Origin of the sequence: Streptomyces sp. NPDC002574, assembly GCF_042889545.1 — a bacterium.
Lineage (GTDB): Bacteria > Actinomycetota > Actinomycetes > Streptomycetales > Streptomycetaceae > Actinacidiphila.
Map to the genome: position 1 here is coordinate 150,894 of NZ_JBIARB010000005.1, position 24,792 is coordinate 175,685.

The 24,792-nt window shown below is 72.6% G+C and carries 16 protein-coding genes; 11 read left to right on the forward strand and 5 right to left on the reverse strand.

The features are described from left to right. Positions 1-15: 15 nt before the first annotated feature. From kdpB to kdpF, 3 genes are read right to left on the reverse strand one after another with little or no spacing between them, the layout of a single operon-like run. Positions 16-2,133, reverse strand: coding sequence for a potassium-transporting ATPase subunit KdpB (gene kdpB / locus ACFYXS_RS13230; protein WP_389247191.1), 2,118 nt, complete (start codon positions 2,131-2,133; stop codon positions 16-18). Beyond that, a complete protein-coding gene (kdpA, locus tag ACFYXS_RS13235) occupies positions 2,133-3,797 on the reverse strand; it encodes a potassium-transporting ATPase subunit KdpA (protein ID WP_389247193.1) in 1,665 nt (554 codons plus the stop codon). The genes kdpB and kdpA overlap by 1 nt, the downstream gene beginning before the upstream one ends. After that, entirely contained in the window at positions 3,797-3,886 is a 90-nt protein-coding gene (gene kdpF / locus ACFYXS_RS13240) for a K(+)-transporting ATPase subunit F (RefSeq protein ID WP_360909391.1), read from the reverse strand. Before kdpF ends, kdpA begins: the two co-directional genes overlap by 1 nt. An 813-nt stretch (positions 3,887-4,699) precedes the next feature. Between kdpF and ACFYXS_RS13245 the strand changes: the two genes are divergently transcribed. After that, positions 4,700-5,644, forward strand: coding sequence for a MerR family transcriptional regulator (locus ACFYXS_RS13245; RefSeq protein ID WP_389247197.1), 945 nt, complete (start codon positions 4,700-4,702; stop codon positions 5,642-5,644). On the opposite strand, the gene ACFYXS_RS13250 is transcribed toward ACFYXS_RS13245, so the two are convergent. After that, on the reverse strand, positions 5,619-6,581 hold the full coding sequence (locus ACFYXS_RS13250; RefSeq protein WP_389247199.1) for an NAD-dependent epimerase/dehydratase family protein: 963 nt from the start codon (positions 6,579-6,581) through the stop codon (positions 5,619-5,621). The genes ACFYXS_RS13245 and ACFYXS_RS13250 overlap by 26 nt on opposite strands. A 181-nt stretch (positions 6,582-6,762) precedes the next feature. After that, a complete protein-coding gene (locus ACFYXS_RS13255) occupies positions 6,763-7,722 on the reverse strand; it encodes a lytic polysaccharide monooxygenase (RefSeq protein ID WP_389247201.1) in 960 nt (319 codons plus the stop codon). Between the two features lie 178 nt (positions 7,723-7,900). Between ACFYXS_RS13255 and ACFYXS_RS13260 the strand changes: the two genes are divergently transcribed. The 10 genes from ACFYXS_RS13260 to ACFYXS_RS13305 all read left to right on the forward strand — a co-directional run bounded on the left by ACFYXS_RS13260 (position 7,901) and on the right by ACFYXS_RS13305 (position 24,790). Next, on the forward strand, positions 7,901-9,550 hold the full coding sequence (locus ACFYXS_RS13260) for a protein kinase (RefSeq protein ID WP_389247203.1): 1,650 nt from the start codon (positions 7,901-7,903) through the stop codon (positions 9,548-9,550). Then, positions 9,547-10,371: a hypothetical protein gene (locus tag ACFYXS_RS13265; RefSeq protein WP_389247205.1), complete on the forward strand. Its 825-nt coding sequence runs from the start codon at positions 9,547-9,549 to the stop codon at positions 10,369-10,371. Before ACFYXS_RS13260 ends, ACFYXS_RS13265 begins: the two co-directional genes overlap by 4 nt. 400 nt (positions 10,372-10,771) lie before the next feature. After that, positions 10,772-13,390 (forward strand): Pls/PosA family non-ribosomal peptide synthetase, encoded by a 2,619-nt coding sequence (locus ACFYXS_RS13270; RefSeq protein WP_389247964.1) that lies wholly within the window; start codon positions 10,772-10,774, stop codon positions 13,388-13,390. 33 nt (positions 13,391-13,423) lie between these two features. Further along, positions 13,424-16,696, forward strand: coding sequence for an amino acid adenylation domain-containing protein (locus ACFYXS_RS13275; protein ID WP_389247207.1), 3,273 nt, complete (start codon positions 13,424-13,426; stop codon positions 16,694-16,696). Then, complete coding sequence (locus tag ACFYXS_RS13280; protein WP_389247209.1) at positions 16,693-17,727, forward strand: TauD/TfdA family dioxygenase; 1,035 nt, start codon at positions 16,693-16,695, stop codon at positions 17,725-17,727. The genes ACFYXS_RS13275 and ACFYXS_RS13280 overlap by 4 nt, the downstream gene beginning before the upstream one ends. Further along, positions 17,724-18,803 (forward strand): 2,3-diaminopropionate biosynthesis protein SbnB, encoded by a 1,080-nt coding sequence (sbnB, locus tag ACFYXS_RS13285; RefSeq protein WP_389247211.1) that lies wholly within the window; start codon positions 17,724-17,726, stop codon positions 18,801-18,803. Before ACFYXS_RS13280 ends, sbnB begins: the two co-directional genes overlap by 4 nt. A gap of 74 nt (positions 18,804-18,877) precedes the next feature. Continuing rightward, complete coding sequence (sbnA, locus tag ACFYXS_RS13290; protein ID WP_389247213.1) at positions 18,878-19,975, forward strand: 2,3-diaminopropionate biosynthesis protein SbnA; 1,098 nt, start codon at positions 18,878-18,880, stop codon at positions 19,973-19,975. Positions 19,976-20,767: 792 nt separating this feature from the next. Then, positions 20,768-22,093 (forward strand): PI-PLC domain-containing protein, encoded by a 1,326-nt coding sequence (locus ACFYXS_RS13295; protein ID WP_389247215.1) that lies wholly within the window; start codon positions 20,768-20,770, stop codon positions 22,091-22,093. Positions 22,094-22,095: 2 nt separating this feature from the next. Next, positions 22,096-24,036, forward strand: a complete 1,941-nt coding sequence (locus ACFYXS_RS13300; RefSeq protein ID WP_389247217.1) for a glycoside hydrolase family 5 protein — start codon at positions 22,096-22,098, stop codon at positions 24,034-24,036. Between the two features lie 139 nt (positions 24,037-24,175). Next, positions 24,176-24,790, forward strand: coding sequence for a DUF4328 domain-containing protein (locus tag ACFYXS_RS13305; protein ID WP_389247219.1), 615 nt, complete (start codon positions 24,176-24,178; stop codon positions 24,788-24,790). The last annotated feature ends 2 nt before the right edge of the window (positions 24,791-24,792 follow it).

A 24,792-nucleotide genomic window follows, 5' to 3' on the forward strand; every position in this document is an offset into this window, starting at 1 on the left:
GATTGCCTTCTTCTGTCAGCTGAGTCCGGGGATGAACTGGATGATCAGGTCGATCACCTTGATGCCGGCGAACGGCAGCACCAGCCCTCCCAGACCGTAGATCCAGATGTTGCGGGTCAGCAGGGCGGACGCCGAGGACGGCCGGTAGCGCACGCCGCGCAGGGCCAGCGGGATCAGCACCACGATGATGAGGGCGTTGAAGATGATCGCCGAGACGATCGCCGACTGCGGGCTGTGCAGCTGCATGATGTTGAGCTTGTCCAGGCCCGGGTAGGCGATCGCGAACATCGCGGGGATGATCGCGAAGTACTTCGCCACGTCGTTGGCGATGGAGAAGGTCGTCAGCGCGCCCCGGGTGATCAGCAACTGCTTGCCGATCTCCACGATCTCGATCAGCTTGGTCGGGTTGGAGTCCAGGTCCACCATGTTCCCGGCCTCCTTGGCGGCCGAGGTACCGGTGTTCATGGCCACGCCGACATCGGCCTGCGCCAGCGCCGGGGCGTCGTTGGTGCCGTCACCGGTCATCGCGACGAGCTTGCCGCCCGCCTGCTCCCGCTTGATCAGCGCCATCTTGTCCTCGGGCGTCGCCTCCGCCAGGAAGTCGTCGACACCCGCCTCATCGGCGATCGCCTTCGCGGTCAACGGGTTGTCACCCGTGATCATCACCGTGCGGATACCCATCCGCCGCAACTCGTCGAACCGCTCCCGCATGCCCTCCTTGACGACATCCTTCAGGTGGATGACGCCCAGGACCCGGGCCGCGCCGCCGTCCTTGACCGCGACGACGAGCGGCGTACCGCCGGACTGCGAGATGCTGTCGACCCGCGACTGCACCTCCTCGCCGGCCTGGCCGCCGTTCTCGGCGACCCACGCGGTGACCGCGGACGCGGCGCCCTTACGGATCTGGCGGCCGTCGACGTCGACGCCGGACATGCGGGTCTGGGCGGTGAAGGGCACGAACTCGGCGTGACCGAGCTCGCCCTCGTGCCGGGCCCGCAGGCCGTACTTCTCCTTCGCCAGGATCACGACGGAGCGGCCCTCGGGCGTCTCGTCGGCGAGCGACGACAGCTGCGCGGCGTCCGCCAGTTCCTCGGCGGTGACAGTGCCGACCGGCAGGAACTCGGCGGCCTGGCGGTTGCCGAGGGTGATGGTGCCGGTCTTGTCCAGCAGCAGGGTGTTGACGTCACCGGCGGCCTCGACGGCACGACCGGACATGGCCAGCACATTGCGCTGCACCAGACGGTCCATGCCCGCGATGCCGATCGCCGACAGCAGGCCGCCGATCGTCGTCGGGATGAGCGCGACGACCAGGGCCACGAGGATGACGATGCTCTGCTCGGCGCCCGCGTAGATCGCGAACGGCTGCAGGGTGACGACCGCCAGCAGGAAGACGAGCGTCAGCGACGCCAGCAGGATGTTGAGCGCGATCTCGTTCGGCGTCTTCTGCCGGGAGGCGCCCTCGACCAGGGCGATCATCCGGTCGATGAAGGTCTCCCCCGGCTTGGACGTGATGCGGACGACGATGCGGTCCGACAGCACCTTGGTGCCGCCGGTGACCGCGGAGCGGTCGCCGCCGGACTCCCGGATGACCGGGGCCGACTCACCGGTGATCGCCGACTCGTCCACCGAGGCCACGCCCTCGACGACGTCACCGTCACCGGGGATGATCTGCCCGGCCTCGACGACCACGTGGTCGCCGAGCCGCAGCGCGGAGGCGGCCACCTCCTCCTCACGGAGTCCGGTGGCGCCCGGGCGCCAGTCGGCCACGCGGCGCGCGACCGTGTCGGTCTTGGTGCGCCGCAGGGTCTCGGCCTGCGCCTTGCCCCGGCCCTCGGCGACGGCCTCGGACAGGTTGGCGAAGACGACGGTCAGCCACAGCCAGACGGTGATGACCCAGGCGAAGATGCTCGGGTCCTTGATCGCCGACAGGGTGGTCAGCACGGCGCCGACCTCGACCACGAACATGACCGGGTTCTTGACCATCACCCGGGGGTCGAGCTTCTTCAGCGCGTCGGGAAGCGAGGTGAGCATCTGCTTCGGGTCCAGCATGCCGCCGGAGACGCGGTGCGGTTGCTGGGGCCCGGGCGATGCGGCCCCCGGCGCGGTCGGGGGTTCGAGGGTGGTCAGGGACATCAGGACAGACCTTCCGCGAGCGGACCCAGCGCGAGGGCGGGGAAGTAGGTGAGGCCGACGACGATGAGGATCACTGCCGTCAGCAGGCCGACGAACTGCGGCCGGTGGGTGGGTAGCGTGCCCGCCGTGGCCGGGACCGGCTGCTGCTGGGCCAGGGAGCCGGCCAGCGCGAGGACGAACACCATCGGCAGGAAGCGGCCCAGGAGCATGGCCAGACCGAGCGCGGTGTTGTACCAGTCGGTGTTGACCGTGATGCCGGCGAACGCGGAGCCGTTGTTGTTGGCGGCCGAGGTGAAGGCGTACAGCACCTCGGAGAAGCCGTGCGCACCGCTGTTCAGCATGCCCGCCCGCTCACCCGGCAGCGCCATGGCGAGGCCGGCGCCGATCAGGACGATCGCCGGGGTGGTGAGGATGTAGAGCGAGGCGAACTTCATCTCGCGGCCACCGAGCTTCTTGCCCAGGTACTCCGGGGTGCGGCCGACCATCAGGCCGGCGATGAAGACGGTGATGATCGCGAGGATGAGGATGCCGTAGAGGCCGGATCCGGTACCACCGGGGGCGATCTCGCCGAGCATCATGTTGAAGATCGTCATGCCGCCGCCGATGGGCGAGAACGAGTCGTGGAAGGAGTTGACCGCGCCCGTGGAGGTGAGCGTGGTGGACGCCGCGAAGAGCGCCGAACCCCACACCCCGAACCGCTGCTCCTTGCCCTCCATCATGCCGCCCGCCAAGTGACCGGCCTGGCTGCTCACGCTGTGCAGCTCGTTCACGGTGATGATGGCGACCGAGGCGGCCCAGATCACGCCCATGACGGCGATGATCGCGTAGCCCTGGCGGTTGTCGCCGACCATGCGGCCGAAGGTGCGCGGCAGAGAGGTGGCGATCATCAGCAGGAGGTAGATCTCCAGCCAGTTGGTGAAGGCGTTGGGGCTCTCGAAGGGGTGCGCGGAGTTGGCGTTGTAGAAGCCACCTCCGTTGGTCCCGAGCTCCTTGATGACTTCCTGGGAGGCGACCGGACCGCCGGTCAGGCTCTGGTGGTCCCCGACGAGCGTGGAGATCGACTCGACACCGTGGAAGTTCTGCACGACGCCGGCGGCGACCAGCACGATCGCGAAGACGAACGCGATCGGCACCAGCACGCGGACGGTGATGCGGGTGAGGTCCACCCAGAAGTTGCCGACGCGGTCGGTCTTCCGGCGCGTGAAGCCCCGGATCAGGGCCGCGACGATGGCGATGCCGACGGCCGCGGACACGAAGTTCTGCACCGCGAGGCCGGACATCTGCACCAGGTGGCCCATAGCGGACTCACCCGAGTACGCCTGCCAGTTGGTGTTGGAGACGAAGGACGCGGCCGTGTTGAAGGACAGCGCCGGCGGCACGGCGGGCATGTCCAGGGAGAGCAGCAGGTGGTTCTGCAGCCTCAGGAAGCCGTAGAGGAAGAGCACGGAGACGGCCGAGAAGGCCAGGACGCTCCGCAGGTAGACGGACCACTTCTGGTCCGCGTCCCCGTCGACCCCGCCCAGCCGGTAGGCGAAGCGCTCGACGCGCAGGTGCTTGACGGAGGTCAGGGTGTGGGCAATGTAGTCGCCCAGCGGTCGGTAGGTGAGGGCCAGCGCGCCGACCAGCGCGAGAATCTGGAGCCAGCCCGCGAGGGTGTCGTTCACTAGAACTTCTCCGGGTGAATCAGCGCCAGGACCAGGTATCCGACCAGGGCCACGGCGACGACGAGGCCGACGATGTTGTCAACGCTCACAGCCGCTCCGCCCCCTTGGCCACGAGGCCGATGACGGCGAAGACGACAACGGTGAGGACGATGAACCAGAGGTCTGGCATGCGAGAGCACCCCGGGGGACGAATGACACGGTGACCGCCCACCCTCGGGGCAAGCGGTGCCGGCGAGAACCGGCCTTCCGTAGAGAAGCGCCCCCAGATGCCCCCGACCAGGTTTGTTGGCGCCTTCCATACGGGCCCTCGCGGCGGCTTAACGCAGCTTTGACGCCTTCGGCCCCCCCGCCCCGCCGCGGCGTGATCCCCGTCTCCCGCCCCCACGGCGCCCGGCGCCGGGGGGCCGTCACGGCGGCGGCACCCCCGGTCCCCTTGGCGCCGCCCCCCTCGGGCCCGTCAAGGCCGTCAAGATCGCGCCACGGCACGCCACGCGCGCACCACCGCGGGGAAGGCCCGCCGCTGTGCGCCGGGGGCCGGCCCGGCAGCGACATCGGCATCCCGCACCGCCGGGGAGGCGCGACGCTGCAGCGGCCCTACATGGGCAGCGCTCGCGCCGAACCCCCTCACCCCGGCGTGGCCCCCTGGCAGCGGGGCCCGGCCCACGCCGGAACGCTCCCGCCGACCTTGACGCACCCGCTTCACCCGCCCATCAAGCGGCGTCGCGCCCCGCGCAGAAGGCAGCCCCACTGATCCCGCCCGAAACCTTCCCGGCACCAGCGCCCCCTGCGGCACCGGGCGTGCGCCGGGAGCATGCCGGGCCACGAGGGGCGATGCGTGGCAGGCTCGGGATCGCAGGCAGGGGCTTGAGTCTCCCCCGGCGGGAGACCCCACGATGGCGGACATGGACGACGACACCACCCTTCACACCATCGGCGACCTGGCCCGGCTGACCGGTCTGACGGTCAAGACCATCCGGTACTGGTCGGACGCGGGAGTGGTGCCGCCGACCGACCGCACGCCCGCCGGATACCGGCTCTACGACCGTGCCGCGCTGGACCGCCTCGGCCTCGTCCGCACGCTGCGCGACCTCGGCATCGAGCTCGCCGCGATCCATCGCATCCTGCGCCGCGAGACCACCGTCGCCGAGGTCGCCGCGGCCCATGCGGAGGCGCTGGAGGTGCAGATCCGCACCCTGCGCATGCGCCAGGCGGTGCTGCGGACGGTCGCGGGGCGCGGGTCCTCACCCCAGGAGACCGCACTGATGCACAGGCTCGCCACCCTCTCGGACCGCGAACGCCGCCGCCTCGTCGAGGAGTTCATCGACCACACGGTCGAGGGCCTCGACGCCGACCCCGCCTTCGTCGCCATGATGCGCGACGCCGTACCCGTGCTGCCGGAGGACTCCACCGCCGCGCAGGTGGACGCCTGGGTGGAGCTGGCCGAACTGGTGCAGGACGCGGGCTTCCGCGCCGCGATGCGCCGGGCCGTCGCCGACCAGAGCCGTACGGCCGGTGACTCCGCGACCCCGCCGGCCGCCGACGACGAACTGCGCTCCCTCGCCGCGCTCCTGCGCGAACGTGCCGGGGGCGCCGCGGAGGCCGGGCTCGACCCCGGTTCCGCCGAGGCCCGCCCGGTGGTGGACGAGCTCGTCGCCGCGTACGCGAGGGTGACGGGCCGCGGGGACGACGCGGAGTTCCGCGCCTGGCTGCTGGAGCGGCTGGAGCTCGGCCACGACGCGCGCTACGAGCGCTACTGGCGGCTCGTCGCGGCGGTCGGCGGCCGGCCCGCGCCGCCCGCCCTGACTCCGGCCGTCACGTGGTTCAGCTCCGCTCTGCGGGCCGACTGAGCACCTCGCGGTAGAAGGCAAGGGTGGCGTCCAGGGACTCGCCCAGCGGCGTCGGGCGGACGCCGAAGGCGTTCTCGAAGGCCGACGAGTCCATGATCTGCGGCTCGGTGTGCTGGTAGAACATCTCGGCGTACTCGCCCACGAAGACCTCGTCGAACGGCCCGACGGGCCGCAGCTCGTCCACCACGAGGACCTTCAGCGGCTGCCCGAGCCGCTCCTCGACCATGCGGTGGACCTCGCGCGTCGAGACGGCGGGCGCGGTCGGCAGGTGCCAGACCCGCCCGTCGCCCTCGGGTCGCTCGCCCAGCGTGGCGAGGCCCACCGCCAGGTCGCCGATGAAGGTGTAGCTGTGCGGCAGGTCGATGTCGCCGAGGCCGAGCGCCTCGCCGCCGGTGAGGGCGGCGGGGAAGAACGCGCCGCCGAGGGAGGAGTTGAACACTCCGGGGCCGACGAAGTCGGCGGACCGCGCGAGCACGACGCGGGCCCGGCCCTCCCGGTGCGCCGCCAGGTAGCGCGCGTCCAGTTCCGCGCGCATGCGGCCCTTGCGGGACGTGGCGCGCCACGGCGTCTCCTCGGTCATGACCTCGCCGTGGGTCTCGCCGTAGGGGTAGAGCGTGTCCAGTACGACCAGCCGGGCGCCGGTGGCCTCGACGGCGCCGAGGACCGCCTCCTGGATCCGGGGCATGGCCTCGACCTGGAGGTGATAGCCGACGTTGACCGCGTGGTGGACCACCGCGGCCCCCTCGATCGCGGCGAGCGCGCCCTCCGGAGTGCTGACGTCCGCCGCCCGGCGCTCCACGCCCTCGTACGCGGGGCCCTCGCCCTTGCGGTCGACCAGGCGGACGGCGTGTCCCCGTCGCGCGAGCTCCAGCGCGACAGCGGTGCCCGCAGGGCCGGACCCGAGGACGGTGTGCAGGGTGTGTGCGGTGCTGGACATGGCGTTTCCCTTCGTGGATGCGATGGCCGATACATTACGTGACCGGGCGTCGCTTACGTTAGAGACTATAACTATCGGGATCGGCGGTAGCAAGACCCGTACGGGAAGGGACGTAGGGCGGACACGCGGCAGCCCGGGGCCACGCCACCGGACGGCGGCGTGACCCCGGGCTGCGGGGGGATCAGCCCGAGCGCGTACCCGGGGAGCGCCTGCGGCGCAGGGCGAGGGCGAGCAGGCCGGTGAGGGCGAGGCCCGCGGCGCTCCCGATCGCGAGGGCCGTGGGACCGGAGCCGCGGCCCTGGGCGGCGACGGGCTGCGCGTCGGGCGACTCGACCACCGGGACGGCCGCTGACGGCGACGCGGGGGACGGGGCGGTGGACGCCTTGGTGGGCGCGGCGGAGACAGGCCGCTCGGCCGGGGTGCTCGTGCGGCTGGGCCGCGGTGTCGGCTTCACGGACGCGGCGGGCTTCGCGGGCGCCTTGCCGGCCGGTTTCGCCGGGGCCGGGAAGACCACGTCGGAGCAGGAGTAATAGGTGTCCGGGGTCGAGGAGTTCTGCCAGATTGTGAAGAGCACGTGCCTGCCCGTGCGGTCGGCGGGCAGCCGGCCGCCGATCCGGTAGGAACCGCCCTCGATCGCCGGGTCGGTGGCGGTCGCGAAGGGGCTCGAGGCCAGCTCCGACCAGGTGAGCGAGCGGGTCGGGTCGTAGCCCTGCTTCGTCAAGTACAGGCGGAACGTGCCCTGGTGGGGGATGGTCGTGCCGTACCGCATCGTGAAGGCGGCGCCGGGTGTGAGCCGCGTGGCGGGCCAGTCGGCGCGCGCGAGGTCCAGGCCCCGGTAGGCGGGAAGGCCGCCGCTGCACAACTTCCCGTCCGGGATGACCTGTCGGTCGCGTCCGGCCACGCCGGCGACCCGCAGGTTGTCCCAGTCGGCGAAGGCGGCGCCGCCCCCGTTGGCCGCCGCGGCCGCACGGCAGGCCGCCGTGCCGGTGAACCGCCCGCTGCCGGCCGCGCACGCCGCGGCCCGGCTCACGGGGTCGACGGGCGCTCCGTGCGCGGCGGCCGGGCCTGCCGACGCCGGCAGCGCGAGCAGCGCGGCGGTCCCCGCGACGACGGTTCTGAGCACGTGGCGCGATGGGGCCATGCCGGGCGCCTCCCCTTTGCCGGTTCGGAGTCGGGTACGCGGATCGCCCCGTACTACGGACGCCGCGCGCCCGGCGTTCAGCGGCCGGGCCCGGGAACCGGCGGTGGGGGAAATGTGTCTGTGTGGGGGACAGCGGGTGCGGGCGGGGGTACCGTGCGTCGCTGAGGGGGGCGAGGGGATGAGCGGCTGGAACGCTCCGGGCTACACGGAGTCCGCGGAACTGGGTTCGGGCGGCAGCGGGCGGGTCGTCCTGGCCCACCATGACGCCACGTCGACTCCCGTGGCGATCAAGTACCTCAGCGACGAACTCCGGGCCGACGCGGGGTTCCTGCGGGAGTTCCGCGCCGAGGCGCAGTTGCTCGGCGGCCTGGACACGCCGTACGTGGTGCGTCTGTACGAGTACGTCGAGAGCCCGCGCGGCGCGGCCATCGTCATGGAACTCGTGGACGGCATCGCGCTGCGCGCGCTGCTCCGCCAGGAGGGCGTGACGGGGCCGGAGGCGGCCCTGGTGGTCCTGAAGGGCTCGCTGCTGGGTCTGGCCGCCGCGCACCGCACGGGTGTCGTGCACCGCGACTACAAGCCGGAGAACGTGCTCGTCGCGGCGGACGGCTCGTCCAAGCTGGTCGACTTCGGCATCGCGGCCCGCAGCGGCGAGACCCCGGACGTGGCGGGCACGCCCGCCTACATGGCACCGGAGCAGTGGACCGGGCTTTCCGCCTCGCCCGCCACCGACGTCTACGCGGCGACGGCCACCTTCTACGAGTGCCTGACCGGCACCAGGCCCTTCCCGGGCCAGAACTTCGCCGAACTCGCCGTACAGCACATCGAGGGCCCGGTGCCCGAGGAGGGCACGCCGGAGGAGTTACGCCCCCTGCTGCGCCGGGGGATGGCCAAGAACGCGGCGGACCGGCCCGCCGACGCCGCGGCCTTCGTCGCGGAACTGGAAGCCGTCGCGGGAGGCGCGTACGGGCCGGACTGGGAGGAACGCGGTCAGCGCAGGCTGGCCGCCCTGGCGGCGCTGCTGCCGCTGCTGTTCCCCTCGGCGAGGGCGCAGGGTTCGCAGACCGCGCTCGCCACCACCGTGGTCGGGCCGGGCGCCCGGCGGCTCGGCCGGCAGGGACTCCTGGCGGCCGTCGGGGGCCTCGCCCTGGCGGGTCTGCTGACCTTCGCCGCGGTCGCCTCCGGCGAGGGCCCCCGGCAGACCACCGCCAACTGGTCCGGGACGACCACCACCGCCACCGCGGACGACGGCTCGGGCGCACCCGGCGGCACGGTCGCGCCGTCGGGCAGTCCGTCCGCGAGTTCCTCGGCGTCCGCGTCGGCCTCCGTGTCGGCGTCCGCGAGCGCGTCCGCCACGGCGGGTGCCACCACCGCGGCGCCGCCGACCGCCGGCGCCACGACCACCGCCCCCACCGGCGGGACGGCCACCACGACACCGCCCGCGTCGCCGACGACCACCCCGCCGCCCACGTCGACGTCGCCCACGCCGCCCGTGACGGTCGACTCGGTGTCCGTCGCATCGCTGTCCCAGACGGGCACGTTCGACGTGTCGGCGAGCGTCCGGGTCACCACGAGCGACCCGCGAGCGGTGACGCTGACCGTCGCCTGGTTCCAGGGCACCGCCAAGGGCGAGCTCGGCACACCCGACGGCACGTCGCTCTTCACCCTGAGCGGGCAGACCTCGTACACGATCACGGCACCGCACTCGTTCCCGCGCACGTCGGGCTGCTGGTTCGGGGCCGTCGCGTCGACCTCCCCGGACGCGGGCAACGGGCAGTCCACGCAGCAGATCTACTCCACCGCGCGGCAGTGCGAGGTGATCTCGTGAGCGAGCCGCGTGACCTGACTCCGGAGGACACGAAGCGCACCTGGCGGCTCGGCCAGGAGCCGCGGGACGCCGTGCCGCCCGTCGAGGACGCCGTTCCTCCGGCGTACGTGCCACCGGCCGACGAGCGCCCCGAACCCGGCGCGGACTACAGCGCGACCGTCCTCGCGGAGCACTGGGCCCCCGCCACCACGACGCCCGTGACCCCCGTGACACCCACGCTGCGCGAACCCGTGCCCGCGGGGCCGGCGCGCCCCTCGACCCGCACCGAGCCGTCGCTCACCCTCCCGGACCGGGTGGACGGCGAGGTCATGCGGTTCGGTCCCGGCGTGACCCCGGCAGCCGCCGCCCGCGCCGCGAGCGTCGCGGCCGAGGTGTGGCACGGCACCCTGCGTCCGCCCGCCGTGCCCGGCACGGAGGCCGCGCGCCGGCGCCGCGGGCCGCGCCGGTACGTCCTGGCGGGTGTCGTCCTGCTCGCCGTGCTGGCCTACCTGGCGTGGCAGCGGTTCGGGCCGGAGCTCTCGGTGCGGGCGGTGACGGTGACCGCGGTGCCCTCGGCGCCGTCCTGCGACACCAGGGTGGACGTGATCGCCACCGTCCGCACCAACGGCCGCGCCGGGACGATCACTTACCGTTGGCTGCGCAATGACGGAACGTCGTCGGGCCCGCTGTACGAAAAGGTGCCGCGCGGTCGCGGCACGACCCGGCTGCACCTCCTGTGGACCTTCCACGGCCACGGCACCTACGACGCACGGGCCGAATTGCGGGTGAGCGCGCCCGGCAGCCGAACGGCGACGACCGCGTTCACCTACACATGCGCCTGACACGCACGGTGACGGCACTTCGGCCCCCGGTGTTCCCCGCCTCACAACCGGACCCGGCAAGAACACGTTGAGTGACGGTTGTCGGCGCACCCTTCCACCTGCCCACAGATCGTGAATCCGTGGCCTTTGGCGTCCACGGGAACGGTATCGGTGGCTGCCCCCGGTTTCACTGCGGACCTCCGCGGCCGGATCCGGCCTGCGGCGCGGCGGTCAGGTCCGAGTGGCAGCCCGGAGAAGATCAGCGGAGACTACAAGGAGCGACATATGGTTGTATGGCTTAAGAAGAGCTCATTAACCGAAGCATTTGGGATTTTTTGCCCCGCCATTAACCGGGGCACGAGGACACCGGCGGTCGGCGGCACCGACAGCCGGCGGGGCGACACCTCCTCAAGGAGCTCAGATCGTGGACGAATCCGTCGAACTCCTGGCGCACGATTCGGGTGAACCTTCAACCACCCAGCGCGAAAGTACCGTCACGGCGGCCGGTACCGAGGAGATCCTCGCCGACCTGCTGGCCGGCCTGCTGGGGGTCGAGCGGGTGCCCGCCGACGGCCACTTCTTCGAGGAACTGGGCGCCGACTCCTTGGTGATGGCGCACTTCTGCGCACGGGTCAGGAAGCACGCCGACCTGCCCGCCGTCTCGATGCGCGAGATCTACCGGTACCCCACGGTGCGCGCCCTCGCGGCGGCCCTCGCGGAGACGGACGGCCCGTCCCCCGCCGCCGAGGCCCCGGCCCCGGCCCCGGCGGCGACCCCGGCCCTGCCCGAGCCCGTCGGCACCCCGCACCATGTGCTGTGCGGAACCCTGCAGGTGCTGTTCTTCCTCGGCTACGCGTACGTGGTGGCACTGATCGCGACCACCGGCGCGGAATGGACGGCCGCCGGGCACGGCCTGCTCGCGACCTACCTTCGCTCGGTGGTCTTCGGCGGTGGCGCCTTCCTGTCCCTGTGCGTCCTGCCCGTGCTCGGCAAGTGGCTGCTCGTGGGCCGCTGGAAGCCGCAGCAGATCCGCATCTGGAGCCTGGCGTACTTCCGCTTCTGGTGCGCCAAGACGCTCATCCGCGTCAATCCGCTGATGCTCTTCGTGGGTTCGCCGCTCTACTCCTTCTACCTGCGGGCCCTGGGGGCGCGGATCGGCCGCGGTGTCACCGTCCTGTCCCGCCATCTGCCCGTCTGCACCGACCTGCTGACCATCGGCGACGGCTCGGTGATCCGCAAGGACTCCTATCTGAGCTGCTACCGGGCGCGGGCCGGGGTGATCCAGACCGGCCCGGTCACCCTCGGGAAGGGCGTCTTCGTCGGCGAGGTCACGGTGCTCGACATCGGCGTCTCCATGGGCGACAGGGCGCAGCTCGCCCACGCGTCCTCCCTGCACCGGGGCCAGTGCGTGCCGGCCGGCGAGCGCTGGCACGGCTCACCGGCGCAGCCCGGGGCGGGTGCGGACTTCATGACGTTGCCCGCGGCGGACTGCGGCGGGGCGCGCAAGACCGGGTACAGCCTGTCCCAGCTGCTGATGGCGGTGACGCTGTACGTGCCCGCCGCGGTCGGCGGCGTGTCCCTGCTGCTGGCCGTGGTCCCGCAGTTCGCCACGCTGATCGACCCCGGGCCCGTGGCGCTGAGTTCGTGGACGTTCTACGCCGACGCCATGGTCGCGTCCCTCATCTTCTTCTTCGGGGCCGTGCTGCTCGGCCTGCTCCTCGTCGTCACCCTGCCGCGGCTGCTGAACCCGCTGGTCCGGCCGGACACCGTGTACGCGCTCTACGGATTCCGCTACGGCGTCCACCGGGCCATCGGCCTGCTCACCAACCGGCGGTTCTACCGCACGCTGTTCGGCGACAGCTCGGCCGTCGTCCACTACCTGCGCCACCTCGGGTACGACCTGTCGAAGGTCGAGCAGACCGGTTCCAACTTCGGGACCGAGGTCAAGCACGAGAACCCGTACCTGAGTTCCGTCGGCAGCGGAACGATGGTCGCCGACGGGCTGTCGATCATGAACGCCGAGTACTCCGGCACCTCCTTCCGCGTGACGCGGGTGTCCATCGGCGCCCACAACTTCCTCGGCAACCACATCGCCTATCCCGCGTGGGGCAGGACCGGCGAGAACTGCCTGCTCGCCACGAAGGTCATGGTGCCGCTCGACGGCGAGGTCCGGGAGAACGTCGGGCTGCTGGGCTCGCCGAGCTTCGAGATCCCGCGCACGGTTCTGCGCGACAGCCGCTTCGACGACCTCAAGAGCGGCGAGGAGTTCCACGCCCGCCTGACGGCGAAGAACCGGCACAACGCCGTCACCATGGGCCTGCACCTGCTGATGCGGTGGCTGTACTTCTTCGGCGTCGCCCTGATCGCGTCCTTCGCCGCCGACCTGTACGACCTGTACCCGGCGTACGGCGTCGCCGTGGTCGCCCTGGCCAACGTGGTGACGCTGGCGTTCACCGCCGCCTACCTCGTCCTCGCCGAGCGCGCGGCCACCGGCTTCCGCGGGCTGCAGCCGCTCTACTGCTCGATCTACGACCGGGCCTTCTGGCGGCACGAGCGCTACTGGAAGGTGACCGCGGCCTCACTGTTCGTCATGTTCTTCAACGGCACGCCGCTGAAGAGCGTGATCTGGCGGCTGATGGGCGTGCGCATCGGCAAGCGGGTCTTCGACGACGGCTGCTTCCTGCCGGAACGCTCCCTGACCACCATCGGCGACGACTGCACGCTCAACGAGGGCACCGTCGTCCAGTGCCACTCCCAGGAGGACGGCACCTTCAAGTCCGACCGCATCACGCTCGGGGCCGGCTGCACACTCGGCATCGGTGCCCTCGTCCACTACGGCGTGACGATGCACGACGGTGCGGAACTCGCCCCCGACTCCTTCCTCATGAAGGGCGAGGAAATGCCCCCGCACGCCCGGTGGGGCGGCAACCCCGCGCGGGAGATGCCGGAGGACGCGCCCGCCGCCCCGCGGACCGCCGCCCCGGGCGGCCCCCACGACGGCGTCCCCGCCTGCGGCAGCACCCTGATCGGCCGAGAGTAGCGCCGCGTCAGCGGTGAGTGGAGGAACGCTCCGATGAACACAGCAGCGGACACCGGCCGGGAGTTCTGGCGCGGTGTGCTCACAGCAGGCGGCTTCACCGCGATCCCCCGCTGGACCGCGGACCCGTCGCCGGGCCTCGGCGAGCACGCCGCGGCCCTCCCCGCCGACCTCGTCGCCGCCCTGGACCGGCTGACCGGCGAACTGGGCGTGCCGTTCGGCTCGGTACTGCTGGCCGCGCACGCCAAGGTGCTGGCCGCGCTCGCGGGCGAGGCGGACGTGACGACCGGCTTCGTCGCCGCCGCGGACACCCCGCCGCTGCCCTGCCGGCTGACCACCCGGCCCACGACCTGGCGGACGCTGGCGCGGGACGCGCACCGCGCCGCTTCGGCGGTGTCGGCGCACAAGGACGTCCCGCTCGACGCCCTGCTCCGCGAACTCGGGCGTACGGAGCCCGCGTTCGAGACCGTCCTGGACCCCACCGGCGACGGCGCCGGGGGCGACCCCGCCGGGACCACCGTGCTGTGGGTCGGTGTCACCGGGCAGGGTTCGCCGCCCGGGTTGCGACTGCGCTACCGCACCGATGTGCTGGACGCGGACGGCGCCGCCCGGATCGTCGGTTACCACCTGGCCGCGCTACGGCTGATGGCCGACGGGCCCGGCGACGAGCACGCCCGGCAGAGCCTGCTCTCCCCCGCCGAACTCCACCTGCAACTGGAGGAGATGACCGGACCGCGCCGGGAGCTGCCCCGCCGTCCCTTCCACGAGCTCTTCGAGGAGCGGGTGCGCGCGCACCCGGACGCCGTCGCCGCCGTCCACGGCGACCGGCAGTGGACGTACCGGGAGCTCAACGCCCGGGCCAACCGGCTGGGCCGGGCCCTGCTGGCGCGCGGGCTGCGGCGCGAGGGCGTCGTCGCGGTGGTGACGACACGCAGCCTTGACTGGATGGCCACGGTGCTCGCCGTCCTCAAGACCGGCGGTGTCTACCTCCCCGTCGAGCCGCACTTTCCGGCCGACCGCATCGCCACCGTGCTGTCCCGCGCGGGTTGCACGCTCGTGGTCACGGAGCCCGGCAGCACCGGCACGCTGGACCAGGCGCTGCCGGACCTGCCCGGGGTCCGCAAGATGCTCGTCGGCACCGCGTACGAGGAGGACCACTCGGGCGCCGACCTCGGCATCCCGGTCACGCCCGACCAGCTCGCGTACATCTACTTCACCTCCGGCTCCACGGGAGAGCCCAAGGGCGCGATGTGCGAGCACGCGGGCTTCCTGAACCACCTGCTCGCCAAGATCGAGGACCTGGGGATCGCCGAGGGGCAGGTGGTCGCGCAGACCGCGCCGCAGTGCTTCGACATCTCACTGTGGCAACTGGTCTCCGCGCTGCTGACGGGCGGGCGCACGCTCATCGTCGAGCAGGACGTGATCCTGGACGTGGACCGGTTCCTGGACCGGGTCGCCGAGGGCCGGGTCGCGGTGCTCCAGGTCGTGCCGTCGTACCTGGAGGTCGTGCTGTCCGCCCTCGAACGCCGGCCGCGCGACCTCCCCGACCTGCGGTGCGTGTCGGTCACCGGCGAGGCCCTGAAGAAGGGGCTGACGCAGCGCTGGTTCGCGGCCCGGCCCGGGGTCACGCTGGTCAACGCGTACGGCCTGACCGAGACCTCGGACGACACCAACCACGCGGTCATGCACCGGCCGCCGGACACCGACTGGGTCCCGCTCGGCCCGCCCGTGCGGAACGTGAGTGTGTACGTCGTCGACGAGCACCTGTCCCCCGTGCCGCTCGGCGCCCCCGGCCTGATCGTCTTCTCCGGCGTCTGCGTCGGCCGCGGCTACGTCAACGACCCCGAGCGCACCCGGCAGGCGTTCGGGGAGGACCCGCACCACCCGGGCCGCCGGCTCTACCGGGCGGGCGACTACGGCCGCTGGCACCCCGGCGGCACCCTGGAGTTCCTGGGCCGCCAGGACAGCCAGGTGAAGGTGCGCGGCTTCCGCATCGAGATCGGCGAGATCGAGAACGCCCTGGTGCGGGTGGACGGCGTCCGCGACGGCGCGGTGGTGGTCGTGGACGGGGCGGACGGCGGGGCGCGGCTCGTCGCCTTCCACTCCGGTCCGCAGCCCGTCGAACCGGCCATCCTGCGGGAGCGGATGGGCCGTTCCCTGCCCGCGTACATGATCCCCTCGGCCTTCCACTGGCGGGAGATCCTGCCGCTGACGGCCAACAGCAAGATCGACCGGAAGGCGCTCACCGCGCTCGCCGGGGAACTGGACGTCACCGAGGACGAGCGCCAGGCGCCCCGCACCCCGGCCGAACGGCGGCTGGCGGCCGCCTGGGCGCAGGTGCTCGGCATTCCCGAGGACCGCGTCGACCGGCGCGACGACTTCTTCGAGCGCGGCGGCACCTCGCTGGCCGCGGTGCGGATGGCGATCCTGCTGGACCGCGCCGTCTCACTGAAGGACGTCACCCGCCACCCCGTGCTCGCCGACCTGGCCGGGCTCCTGGGCGCCGGGGCCACCGGCGGCTCGGCCCGGCGCTCCGGCCTGCTGCAGCAGCTGAGTCCGGGCGACCCGGCGCGCGCCGGTGTGCTGGTCTGCTTCCCGTACGCCGGTGGCAACGCGGTCAACTTCCAGCCGATGGCCAAGGCCCTGGGGAACGCCGGGCCCGCCGTCCTCGCGGTGGAGCTGCCCGGCCACGACCCGGCCGCCGACGGCGAGCCGTTCGCCCCGATGACGCAGGTCGTCGAGCAGGTGGCCGCGGAGGTCGCCGGGCGCGGCGCGGGCCCGGTCATGCTGTGGGGCCACTCCTCCGGCGCCGCCTACGCGCTGGAGACCGCTCGGCGGTTGCGCGAGCGCGGCGTGGAGGTCCGACGGGTCTTCCTCGCCGCGCAGTTGCTGGGCGACGCCGCCGGCCGCCGCGCCGAGGTCGCCGAGCTGACGGCGCTGGGCGACGCCGAGCTGACCATCGGGCTCAACGCGTCCGGCGGCCACCCCGAGCTCGGCGAGCTGGACACCGCGCGCGCCGGGCACGTCGCCGCCGCCTACCGCCACGACTGCGTGTCGGCGCACCGCTACCTCGCCCACGCCCTGGAGAAGCCGTGGGCCGCCCGGCTCGCGGTGCCGGTCACGGTGGTCGTCGCCGCGGACGATCCGCGCACGGCGGACCACCGGCGCCGCTACCCCGAATGGCGCCTGCTGGCCGAGCACGTGGACCTCCACGAGATCCCGGGCGGAGGCCACTACTTCCTGCGCACCTGTCCCGAGGCGGCCGCGGCCGCCGTCCTGCGCGCCGTCCCCCTGCCGGCCACGTCATGACCGGCATCCGAGAGGAGACCGACTTGTCGACCTCACCGTCCCCGCCCTCCTTGCTCGACCTGGAGCTGCGCCCGACGGCGCCGCCCCTGCTCCAGGCCCGTTCCGCCGACGACGCCGCCGCCTGGGCGGCCGCGCACCGCGACGCGCTGCGCGGCGTCCTCGCCGAGCACGGCTCGGTCCTCGTCCGGGGCCTCGGGCTCCACGACGCGGCCGGGACCGGCGCGGTGTTCGCCCGGCTCTCCGGCGGCCTGATGACCGAACGGGAGTCCTTCGCCCCCCGGCAGTCCCACCCGGGCGGCGTGTACTCCTCGACGAAGTGGCCGCAGAACCAGCCGATGTGCATGCACCACGAACTCAGCTACGCGCTGGAGTTCCCCGGCCTGATGATGTTCGCCTGCCTCCAGGCGCCGGACGAGGGCGGCGCCACCGCGGTCGCCGACGCCACGGCCGTACTGGACGCGCTGCCGGACGAGCTGGTCCAGCGGTTCGAACGCGAGGGCTGGCTGCTCACCCGCAGCTACAACGACGAGATCGGCGCGACGGTCGCCGAGGCGTTCGGCACCGACGACCGCGCCACTGTGGAGGACTACTGCCGCGCCCACGCGATCGCGTTCGACTGGCAGCCCGACGGCACGCTCCGCACCCGCCAGCGCCGCAGCGCGGTGGTCGAGCACCCGCTCAGCGGGCGGCGCTGCTGGTTCAACCAGATCGCGTTCCTCAACGAGTGGACGCTCGACCCCGAGGTGCGCGAGTACCTGGTGGACGTCTACGGCCCCGACGGCCTGCCGTTCAACACCCGCTTCGGCGGCGGCGACCCGGTCGGCGAGGACGTGGTGCGGCTGCTGAACGGCGTGTACGAGACCCACACCGTCCGCGAGCCCTGGCAGTCCGGCGATCTGCTGCTCGTCGACAACATCCGTACCGCGCACAGCAGGGAGCCCTTCGCCGGGCCGCGCGAGGTGCTGGTCGGCATGGCCGACGCGGTGCGCCTGACCGACTGCGCGCCGACGGTGGAGGTGGGTTCCGGATGACCGCCCTCGACTCCGTCACCCCGGCGCCGGGACCGGCCGTGCCCCACGGACCGGCCGCGGTGCCGTCGTTCGCGGTGATCCCCGGCGGCCAGGTCCAGCGGGCCCTCCAGGGCCGCGAGAACGAGATCACCGAACTGGTCGGCGCCGCCTACCGGCTGCACAGTGCCGGCGACTCGGTGAACCCGCCCTCGTACTTCCTGCGCTTCCCGGACCGGCCGAGCTCCCGGATCATCGCGCTGCCCGCCTCCATCGGCGGCGACCTGCGGGTGGACGGCCTGAAGTGGATCTCCAGCTTCCCGGAGAACGTGGCGGCGGGCATCCCCCGTGCCTCGGCCGTGCTGATCCTCAACGACCACGGCACCGGCTACCCGTTCGCCTGCCTGGAGAGCTCGATCATCAGCGCCACCCGGACGGCCGCGCTGGCGGCCCTCGCCGCCGACCGGCTCAGCCGGGGCCGTACCCGCCCGGCGCGCGTGGGCTTCATCGGCACCGGGCTGATCGCCCGTTACGTCCACACCTATCTGACCGGCACCGGCTGGACGTTCGACGAGGTCGGCGTGCACGACCTGTCCGCCGACAGCGCGGCGGGCTTCCAGGGCTACCTGGAGCAGTCGGGCGCGGCCGGACGCGTCACCCGGTACGACAGCGCGGAGCAGGTGATCCGCTCCAGCGACCTGGTGGTGTTCGCCACCGTCGCGGGCCGGCCGCACGTGTCCGAGCGGTCCTGGTTCGCGCACCACCCGCTGGTGCTGCACGTGTCGCTGCGCGACCTCGCGCCGGAGATCGTGCTCGACTCCTTCAACGTCGTCGACGACGTCGAGCACTGCCTGAAGGCCGACACCTCGCCGCACCTGGCCGAACAGCTCACCGGCAGGCGGGACTTCCTGCACGGCACCCTGTTCGACGTCATGACCGGACGGGCCGCGGTGCCCGCGGACGAGACGATCGTCTTCTCGCCCTTCGGCCTCGGCGTGCTCGACCTCGCGGTCGGCAAGTTCGTCTACGACGAGGTGGTCCGCTCCGGGGAACTGACGGTCGTCGACGACTTCTTCCATGAACTCAGGCGGTACGGATGAGGCGACTCGTCCCTTGAGGAGGTCTATGCGTCACGCCCAGCAGAAAAGATCGTCGTGCAGATGAGGAGGCCGTCGTGCCAATCATTTCCGCCCCCCACGCCTTCAACGAGGCGGAACTCTATGTCGACCTGCGGTCGATCTTCGGGCACTCGCTGTACCTGAAGTGCGAGGGATTCAACTTCGCCGGCTCGATCAAGCTCAAAGCGGCCATCGAGATGGTGGACACAGCGGAGCGGGAGGGGCTTCTCACCCCGGAATCGATCCTGGTCGAGTCGTCGTCCGGCAATCTGGGCGTGGCGCTGAGCATGATCGCGGCGAGCAAGGGCTACCGGTTCCTGTGCGTCACCGACTCCCGCTGCAACCTCTCCACCAGGCTGCTGATGGAGGCGCTGGGCAGCCAGGTGCACGTGATCGCCGGGCTGGACGCCAACGGCGGCTTCCTCGGGGCGCGGCTGGACTACGTGCGCGCGCTGTGCGCTTCCGACGACCGGTACGTCTGGCTCAGCCAGTACACCAATCCGGGCAACTGGAGGGCCCACTACCGCACGACGGCCCCGCAGATCGCCCGGCAGTTCCCCGAGCTGGACGTGCTCTTCGTCGGGGCCGGCACCACGGGCACCCTGATGGGCTGCGCGCGCTGGTTCCGGGAGTGGCAGCGCCCGGTGCGCGTCGTCGCGGTGGACAGCATCGGTTCGGTCACCTTCGGCGGTCCCCCGGGCCGCCGCATGATCCCCGGTCTGGGGATGGGGGTGCGGCCGCCGCTGCTGGACGAGTCCTTCGTCGACGAGGTCGTGCTCGTCGAGGAGGCCGACACGATTCGCACCTGCCACCGCATGGCCAAAAGCGGTTTCCTGTTCGGCGGCTCGACCGGGACCGTGGTCAGCGGCGCGATGGAGTGGTTCGCCCGGCAGGACGCGCCCGAGGACCTCACCGCCGTCGCCATCGCACCCGACCTCGGGGAGCGCTACCTCGACACCGTTTACCACACCAACTGGCTCCAGGCCCTCTACGGCGAGGACGTGCTCGACTCCGAGGAGTCCGCCGCCGGTGCCTGGATGGCCCCCCAACCACCGCCGCTGTCCCCCGCCCCGGACCGACGCCGCTACAACCGGGCCGGCCGCCGCAGCACCGACCAGCAACACCAGCCCGAGAACAACGAGGCCGAAGCGTAGGCACGCCGGCGGCCGTCCGTACCCCCAGCCTGCGGCTGGGGGCGTTGGTACAGGCTCCCGCGGGTGGCCCGCAGGCCCTCGCGGAGGCGTACCGCGCGGGAACCGCTTCCGTCCGGCCGGCGCCGCGCCACGCTCGCCGCGCCGGCCGACCGGGCAGGCACCGAGGCAGCCGGGCCCGGGCGGACCGTACAAGACCCCGCGTCCTTCCGCGCGAAACCGCGCCGGCCTGCGCGCGGGTGGCGGTGGCGCGCCCCCCCCAAGGCCCCCTGCCCCCGCCGGAGACCTTCCGGGGCTGACCGTCATGATGCCCGCGTCCCGGCGGCCCGGACGCACGGCGACGGACGTGCGGGAGCCGGACCGGCAGCCCCCGAGGCAAGCGGCGTCGGCACTTTGCCCCAGCGACACGGCCGAAGCGCGACCCATCGCGCAGGCGCACCGCGCAAGACCTCGCCTGCGCGCGGGTGACGGTGGCGCGCCACCCCCAAGGCCCCCCGTCCCCGCCGGAGACCTTCCGGGGCTGACCGTCGTGACGCCGCTGACTCGGCGGCCCGGACGCACGGCGACGGACGGCCGGACGCGCAGGAGCCGGACCGACCGCACCACGCTCGTGCCCCGGCCAACGCGCGGGCACCATCGCGAGGGCCGACCGCACGCCGCTGCCCGGCCGGAACGGCGGCGCCGGTGAATCCCCCCTGACTCCCGGACGAATCCGCACCGTCGTGCCGCGGGCGGTCCGATGGCGGCTGCCCGGCATGCTTTCCGGGCGGGCGCGCCTGATGGTATGTCATGCGCATGACTTACCCTCGGAGAGACCGTCTCCGCTCCCCCCACCTCGCCCGCGCCTGCGCCGTGGCCGCCGCCGTCGCGGCGATCTCCCTCCCCGCCCTGCCCCCGGCGTCCGGCGGCTCCGTGGCCCTGCACCGCCCCAAGGGCGACGAGGACCACCAGCAGTGGACGGCCGCGGCCGTGCCCGGCGGTCATGAACTGCGCAGCACCGACGACGCGACCCACTGCCTCGGCCGGTCCGGCACCGAGGCCGCGGTCGTGGCGTGCGGCGGGGCGAGCGCCGTGTGGCAGGTGACCGCGGCGGACCCGGGCACCTACGCCCTGGGCGTCCCCGGCAGCACCGACCGCCTCGCCCTCGGCGCCGCGCCCGCCGGCGGGGTGTACCCCGAGCGTCCGCAGCTCGGCGCCGACGGCCCGCTCGCCCGCTGGTACCTGACCCCCGCGCCGCTCCCCCAGGCCACGATGCCGCCCGCGGACCAGCGCACCCTCGACCAGGTCACCTTCCTGACCGCGCACAACGCGTACGCCAACGGCGTCGACGGCGGGTTCGCCCCGCCGTTCGTGAACTTCTTCCCCAACCAGTCGCGCGGCATCGCGCAGCAACTCGACGACGGCGTGCGCGGCTTCATGATGGACATCCACCAGACCCCGGACGGTGCCATCCTCTGCCACGACAGCTGCACGCTGGTCAGCCGCCCCGTCGCGCTGTGGGTGGACGTCCAGCGCATGGTGGACTTCCTCGAGCGGCACCCCGGTCAGTTCGTCACCGTCTTCCTGGAGGACTACGTCTCCGCCGACGTGCTGCGCGCCGAACTCGCCCGCGTCGACGGCCTCCAGGACGTCCTGTACCGCCCCGACCAGGACGGCGTGCGCGAGCACGGCTGGCCGACGACGGCCGACCTGGCCGCCCGCGGCAAACAGTTGATGATCTTCACCGACCGCACCCGCGCCGCGGACTCCGGGGGCCTGACCCGCGACAGCTTCGGCGTGATGTACCAGCAGGAGTGGACGGTCGAGAACTACTGGTCGATGGGCTCGGGCGCGGGAAGCTCGGACTGGTCCTGCTACAGCCGCTGGTACGGCTCCGGGGTCAACGTCCCCCTCACCCGCGAGGAGACCGGCTTCCACCCGCTCTTCGTCATGAACCACTTCCGGGACACGACCCTCTCCGGCACCGCCGCCACGGACAACGGCAAGCTCCTCAACCGCATCCAGAACTTCTGCGAGCCCGCAGCCCGCAAGAAGCCCACCTACGTCGCGGTGGACCGCTACGACCTGGGCAACCCGCAGTCGGCGGTGGACCGCCTCAACGGCTACACCGTGGTGCCGTAGCCATGGGAAGGACGCTCGTGCGCAATCCCGTCGCGGCCGCGGCCGCCGCCCTGGCGACCCTCCTCGGCCTGCTGACCCCGGTCGCCGCGGCGACCCCCGCGGCGCAGGCACCGACGCCGGCCCCGGCCGCCGCGTCCACCCCGCTCGCCGCCTCGTGGACCCCGCCGCTCAGCACCCGGGGCCGCTGGATCGTCGACGCCGACGGCAACCGCTTCAAACTCAAGTCCGGCAACTGGCACGGCGCCAGCGGCACCTGGAACGGCTCCGGCGACACCGCGGACCCCGCCGATCACCACGCGGGCGAGGACTCGGGCCGCATGCCGCTGGGCCTGGACCGCGCCCCGATCGCCGAGATCCTGGCCGGATTCGGCGAACTGGGGATCAACAGCGTCCGGCTGCCGTTCTCCAACGAGATGATCCACGACACCGTCCCCGTCACCGACGCCTCCGTCGCGGCCAATCCGCAGTTGCGCGGCAGGACGCCGCTCCAGGTGTACGACACCGTCGTGCGGGCGCTCACCGACGCCGGCTTCGCGGTCATCCTCAACAACCACACGAACACGACCCGTTGGTGCTGCGGCGTCGACGGCAACGAACGCTGGAACGCGTCGCAGTCCACCGCGGCCTGGGAGACCGACTGGCTGTTCATGGTGCGCCGCTACCAGGACAACCCCCGCGTCGTCGGCGCCGACCTGTACAACGAGGTCCGCCGATCCGTCCTGGACGACCCCAACTGGGGGTCGGGCGACGACCACGACTGGTTCGCCGCCTCCCAGCACCTGGGAGACCGCATCCTCCAGGAGGCGAACCCCGACCTGCTGATCATCGTCGAGGGCATCAACTGGACCGGTCTGCCCATCGACGGCTTCCCCCACGACCGCCCCACCCTTGAGCCCGTCCAGCGGCTCTCCCACACCCTCGTGCGGTCCGGGAAGCTGGTGTACTCCGCGCACTTCTACGGCTACACCGGCCCCCGGCACAGCGGCGCCACCGGGATCGGCGAGACCCACGACCCGCGCTACCGCGACCTCTCGCGCGACGACCTGTACGCGGAGCTGCGCCGCCAGGCCTTCTACGTCCCCTCCACCCCCGACCAGCACTTCACCGCACCGCTGTGGATCAGCGAGTTCGGCGTCGGTGGCCGCGACGAGACGGATGCGAAAACCCGCGCCTGGTTCGTGAACTTCACCGACTTCCTGATCCGGACGGACGCCGACTTCGCCTACTGGCCGCTCGTCGGCTGGCACGAGAACCGCCGGGGCAACGGCTGGGCCCTGCTCCACTGGGACGCGGCCGGGCACCGCATGGGCCTGTACGACGGCGACGACTGGCGCGCCGACGCCTGGACCCGGCTGATCGACGCGCCTTCCCTGACGGGTCACGTCGACCCGGTCCCCCGCTGGTCGATGCTCAGTCCCGACCACGGAGACTTCGTGCAGAGCCTGCGCCTGCGCGCCCGCCCCGACTGGGACTCCGGCGCCCGCAAGGCGGCGTGCCCCGACGGCCAGCGGCTGGTGGGGGTGGCCCACACCGGCAACCGCGGGCTGTGCACCGACATCGGCGCGGGCGATCTGTGGGCCGCCTCCGGGGCGTACGAGGTGGTGACCGACGAACGGTACGTCGCGTCCGGCGGCGACTGGGCCTCGGGGTACACCAAGTACCAGTGCCCGCAGGGCGACTTCGTGGTCGGCTACGCCGTCCGCGGCGCCTCCGTCTCCAGCGTCCTGTGCGCCGTCGCCCGCACCTCCCTCGGCTCGGGCGGCCGCACGGTCTGGTTCGACCGCGGCGACAACCGCCCCGCCTCCGGCAAGGGCGGCGACTTCGCCTACGGCAACTACAAGGGCCAGTGCGCCGACGGTGAGTACGCGGCCGGCGTCGCCTTCACCGGCCGCGTCGGCTCGTCCCGTACACCCGACGCACTGTATTGCCGGCCCTTGACATAGCCCTGACCAGGAAGGGTCCCGGACCGTGCGCGGTCCGGGACCCCCAACTCGTCGGCGCACAGGGCGATCACACCCTATGATCACTCCGCCCCGTGTCCGCTGCCCCCGCGCACGCCCTTGAGAAGCAGGCCCCCCGACGATGACGTCACCACCACGCAAAGCCCCCCGGCTGCTCGTCCGAGCCGCACAGACCGCGATAGCCGCGGCCGCCGCCGCGGACTTCTTCCGCGCTCTGGAATTCCGGGAACACACCGTGCCCCAGCTGGTGTCCCAGCAGGACGAGGCGCCGCAGGACTCGGTCCTCGGCACTCAGATCTTCATCTGGCTGATGACGTTGTCGACCGTGCTCTTCCTCGTCTGGCTCAGCCGGACCCGGCGCAACGCGCAGGAGCTGTCCCCCGAGGCGCAGGTACCCACCGGCGGCCGGCTGATCGGCGCGTGGTTCGTCCCCGTGGTCAACCTCTTCGTCCCGTTGCGGCACGTCCTCGCCATCGGGCGCGCGAGTTCCGCGGCGTGGGACCGCAAGCGCGACACCGCGCTGGTGAGCCTCTGGTGGGCGGCCTGGGTGGGACACGGGCTCGCACTCACCACGACCTTCAAGGTCGCCCCGGAGTCCATGGCCGGCCTCGTGGTCGCCGAAGGGCTCATGGCGGCCGCGGCCCTGCTGCTGATCGTGGTGATCGAGCGCATCACGGCACTCCAGTCCGCCGCGCTCGACCGCCTGGCCGTCGCCCCGTCGCCCGTCGAGGTCTGAGC

What these genes read in the sequence shown, in the direction of transcription:
- ACFYXS_RS13245 (WP_389247197.1), top strand. Translation starts at nt 4,700, where the DNA reads ATGGACGACGACACCACCCTTCACACCATCGGCGACCTGGCCCGGCTG.
- ACFYXS_RS13280 (WP_389247209.1), top strand. Translation starts at nt 16,693, where the DNA reads ATGACCGGCATCCGAGAGGAGACCGACTTGTCGACCTCACCGTCCCCG.
- ACFYXS_RS13250 (WP_389247199.1), bottom strand. Translation starts at nt 6,581, where the DNA reads ATGTCCAGCACCGCACACACCCTGCACACCGTCCTCGGGTCCGGCCCT.
- ACFYXS_RS13305 (WP_389247219.1), top strand. Translation starts at nt 24,176, where the DNA reads ATGACGTCACCACCACGCAAAGCCCCCCGGCTGCTCGTCCGAGCCGCA.
- sbnB (WP_389247211.1), top strand. Translation starts at nt 17,724, where the DNA reads ATGACCGCCCTCGACTCCGTCACCCCGGCGCCGGGACCGGCCGTGCCC.
- kdpB (WP_389247191.1), bottom strand. Translation starts at nt 2,133, where the DNA reads ATGTCCCTGACCACCCTCGAACCCCCGACCGCGCCGGGGGCCGCATCG.
- ACFYXS_RS13260 (WP_389247203.1), top strand. Translation starts at nt 7,901, where the DNA reads ATGAGCGGCTGGAACGCTCCGGGCTACACGGAGTCCGCGGAACTGGGT.
- ACFYXS_RS13275 (WP_389247207.1), top strand. Translation starts at nt 13,424, where the DNA reads ATGAACACAGCAGCGGACACCGGCCGGGAGTTCTGGCGCGGTGTGCTC.
- ACFYXS_RS13300 (WP_389247217.1), top strand. Translation starts at nt 22,096, where the DNA reads ATGGGAAGGACGCTCGTGCGCAATCCCGTCGCGGCCGCGGCCGCCGCC.
- ACFYXS_RS13295 (WP_389247215.1), top strand. Translation starts at nt 20,768, where the DNA reads ATGACTTACCCTCGGAGAGACCGTCTCCGCTCCCCCCACCTCGCCCGC.
- ACFYXS_RS13255 (WP_389247201.1), bottom strand. Translation starts at nt 7,722, where the DNA reads ATGGCCCCATCGCGCCACGTGCTCAGAACCGTCGTCGCGGGGACCGCC.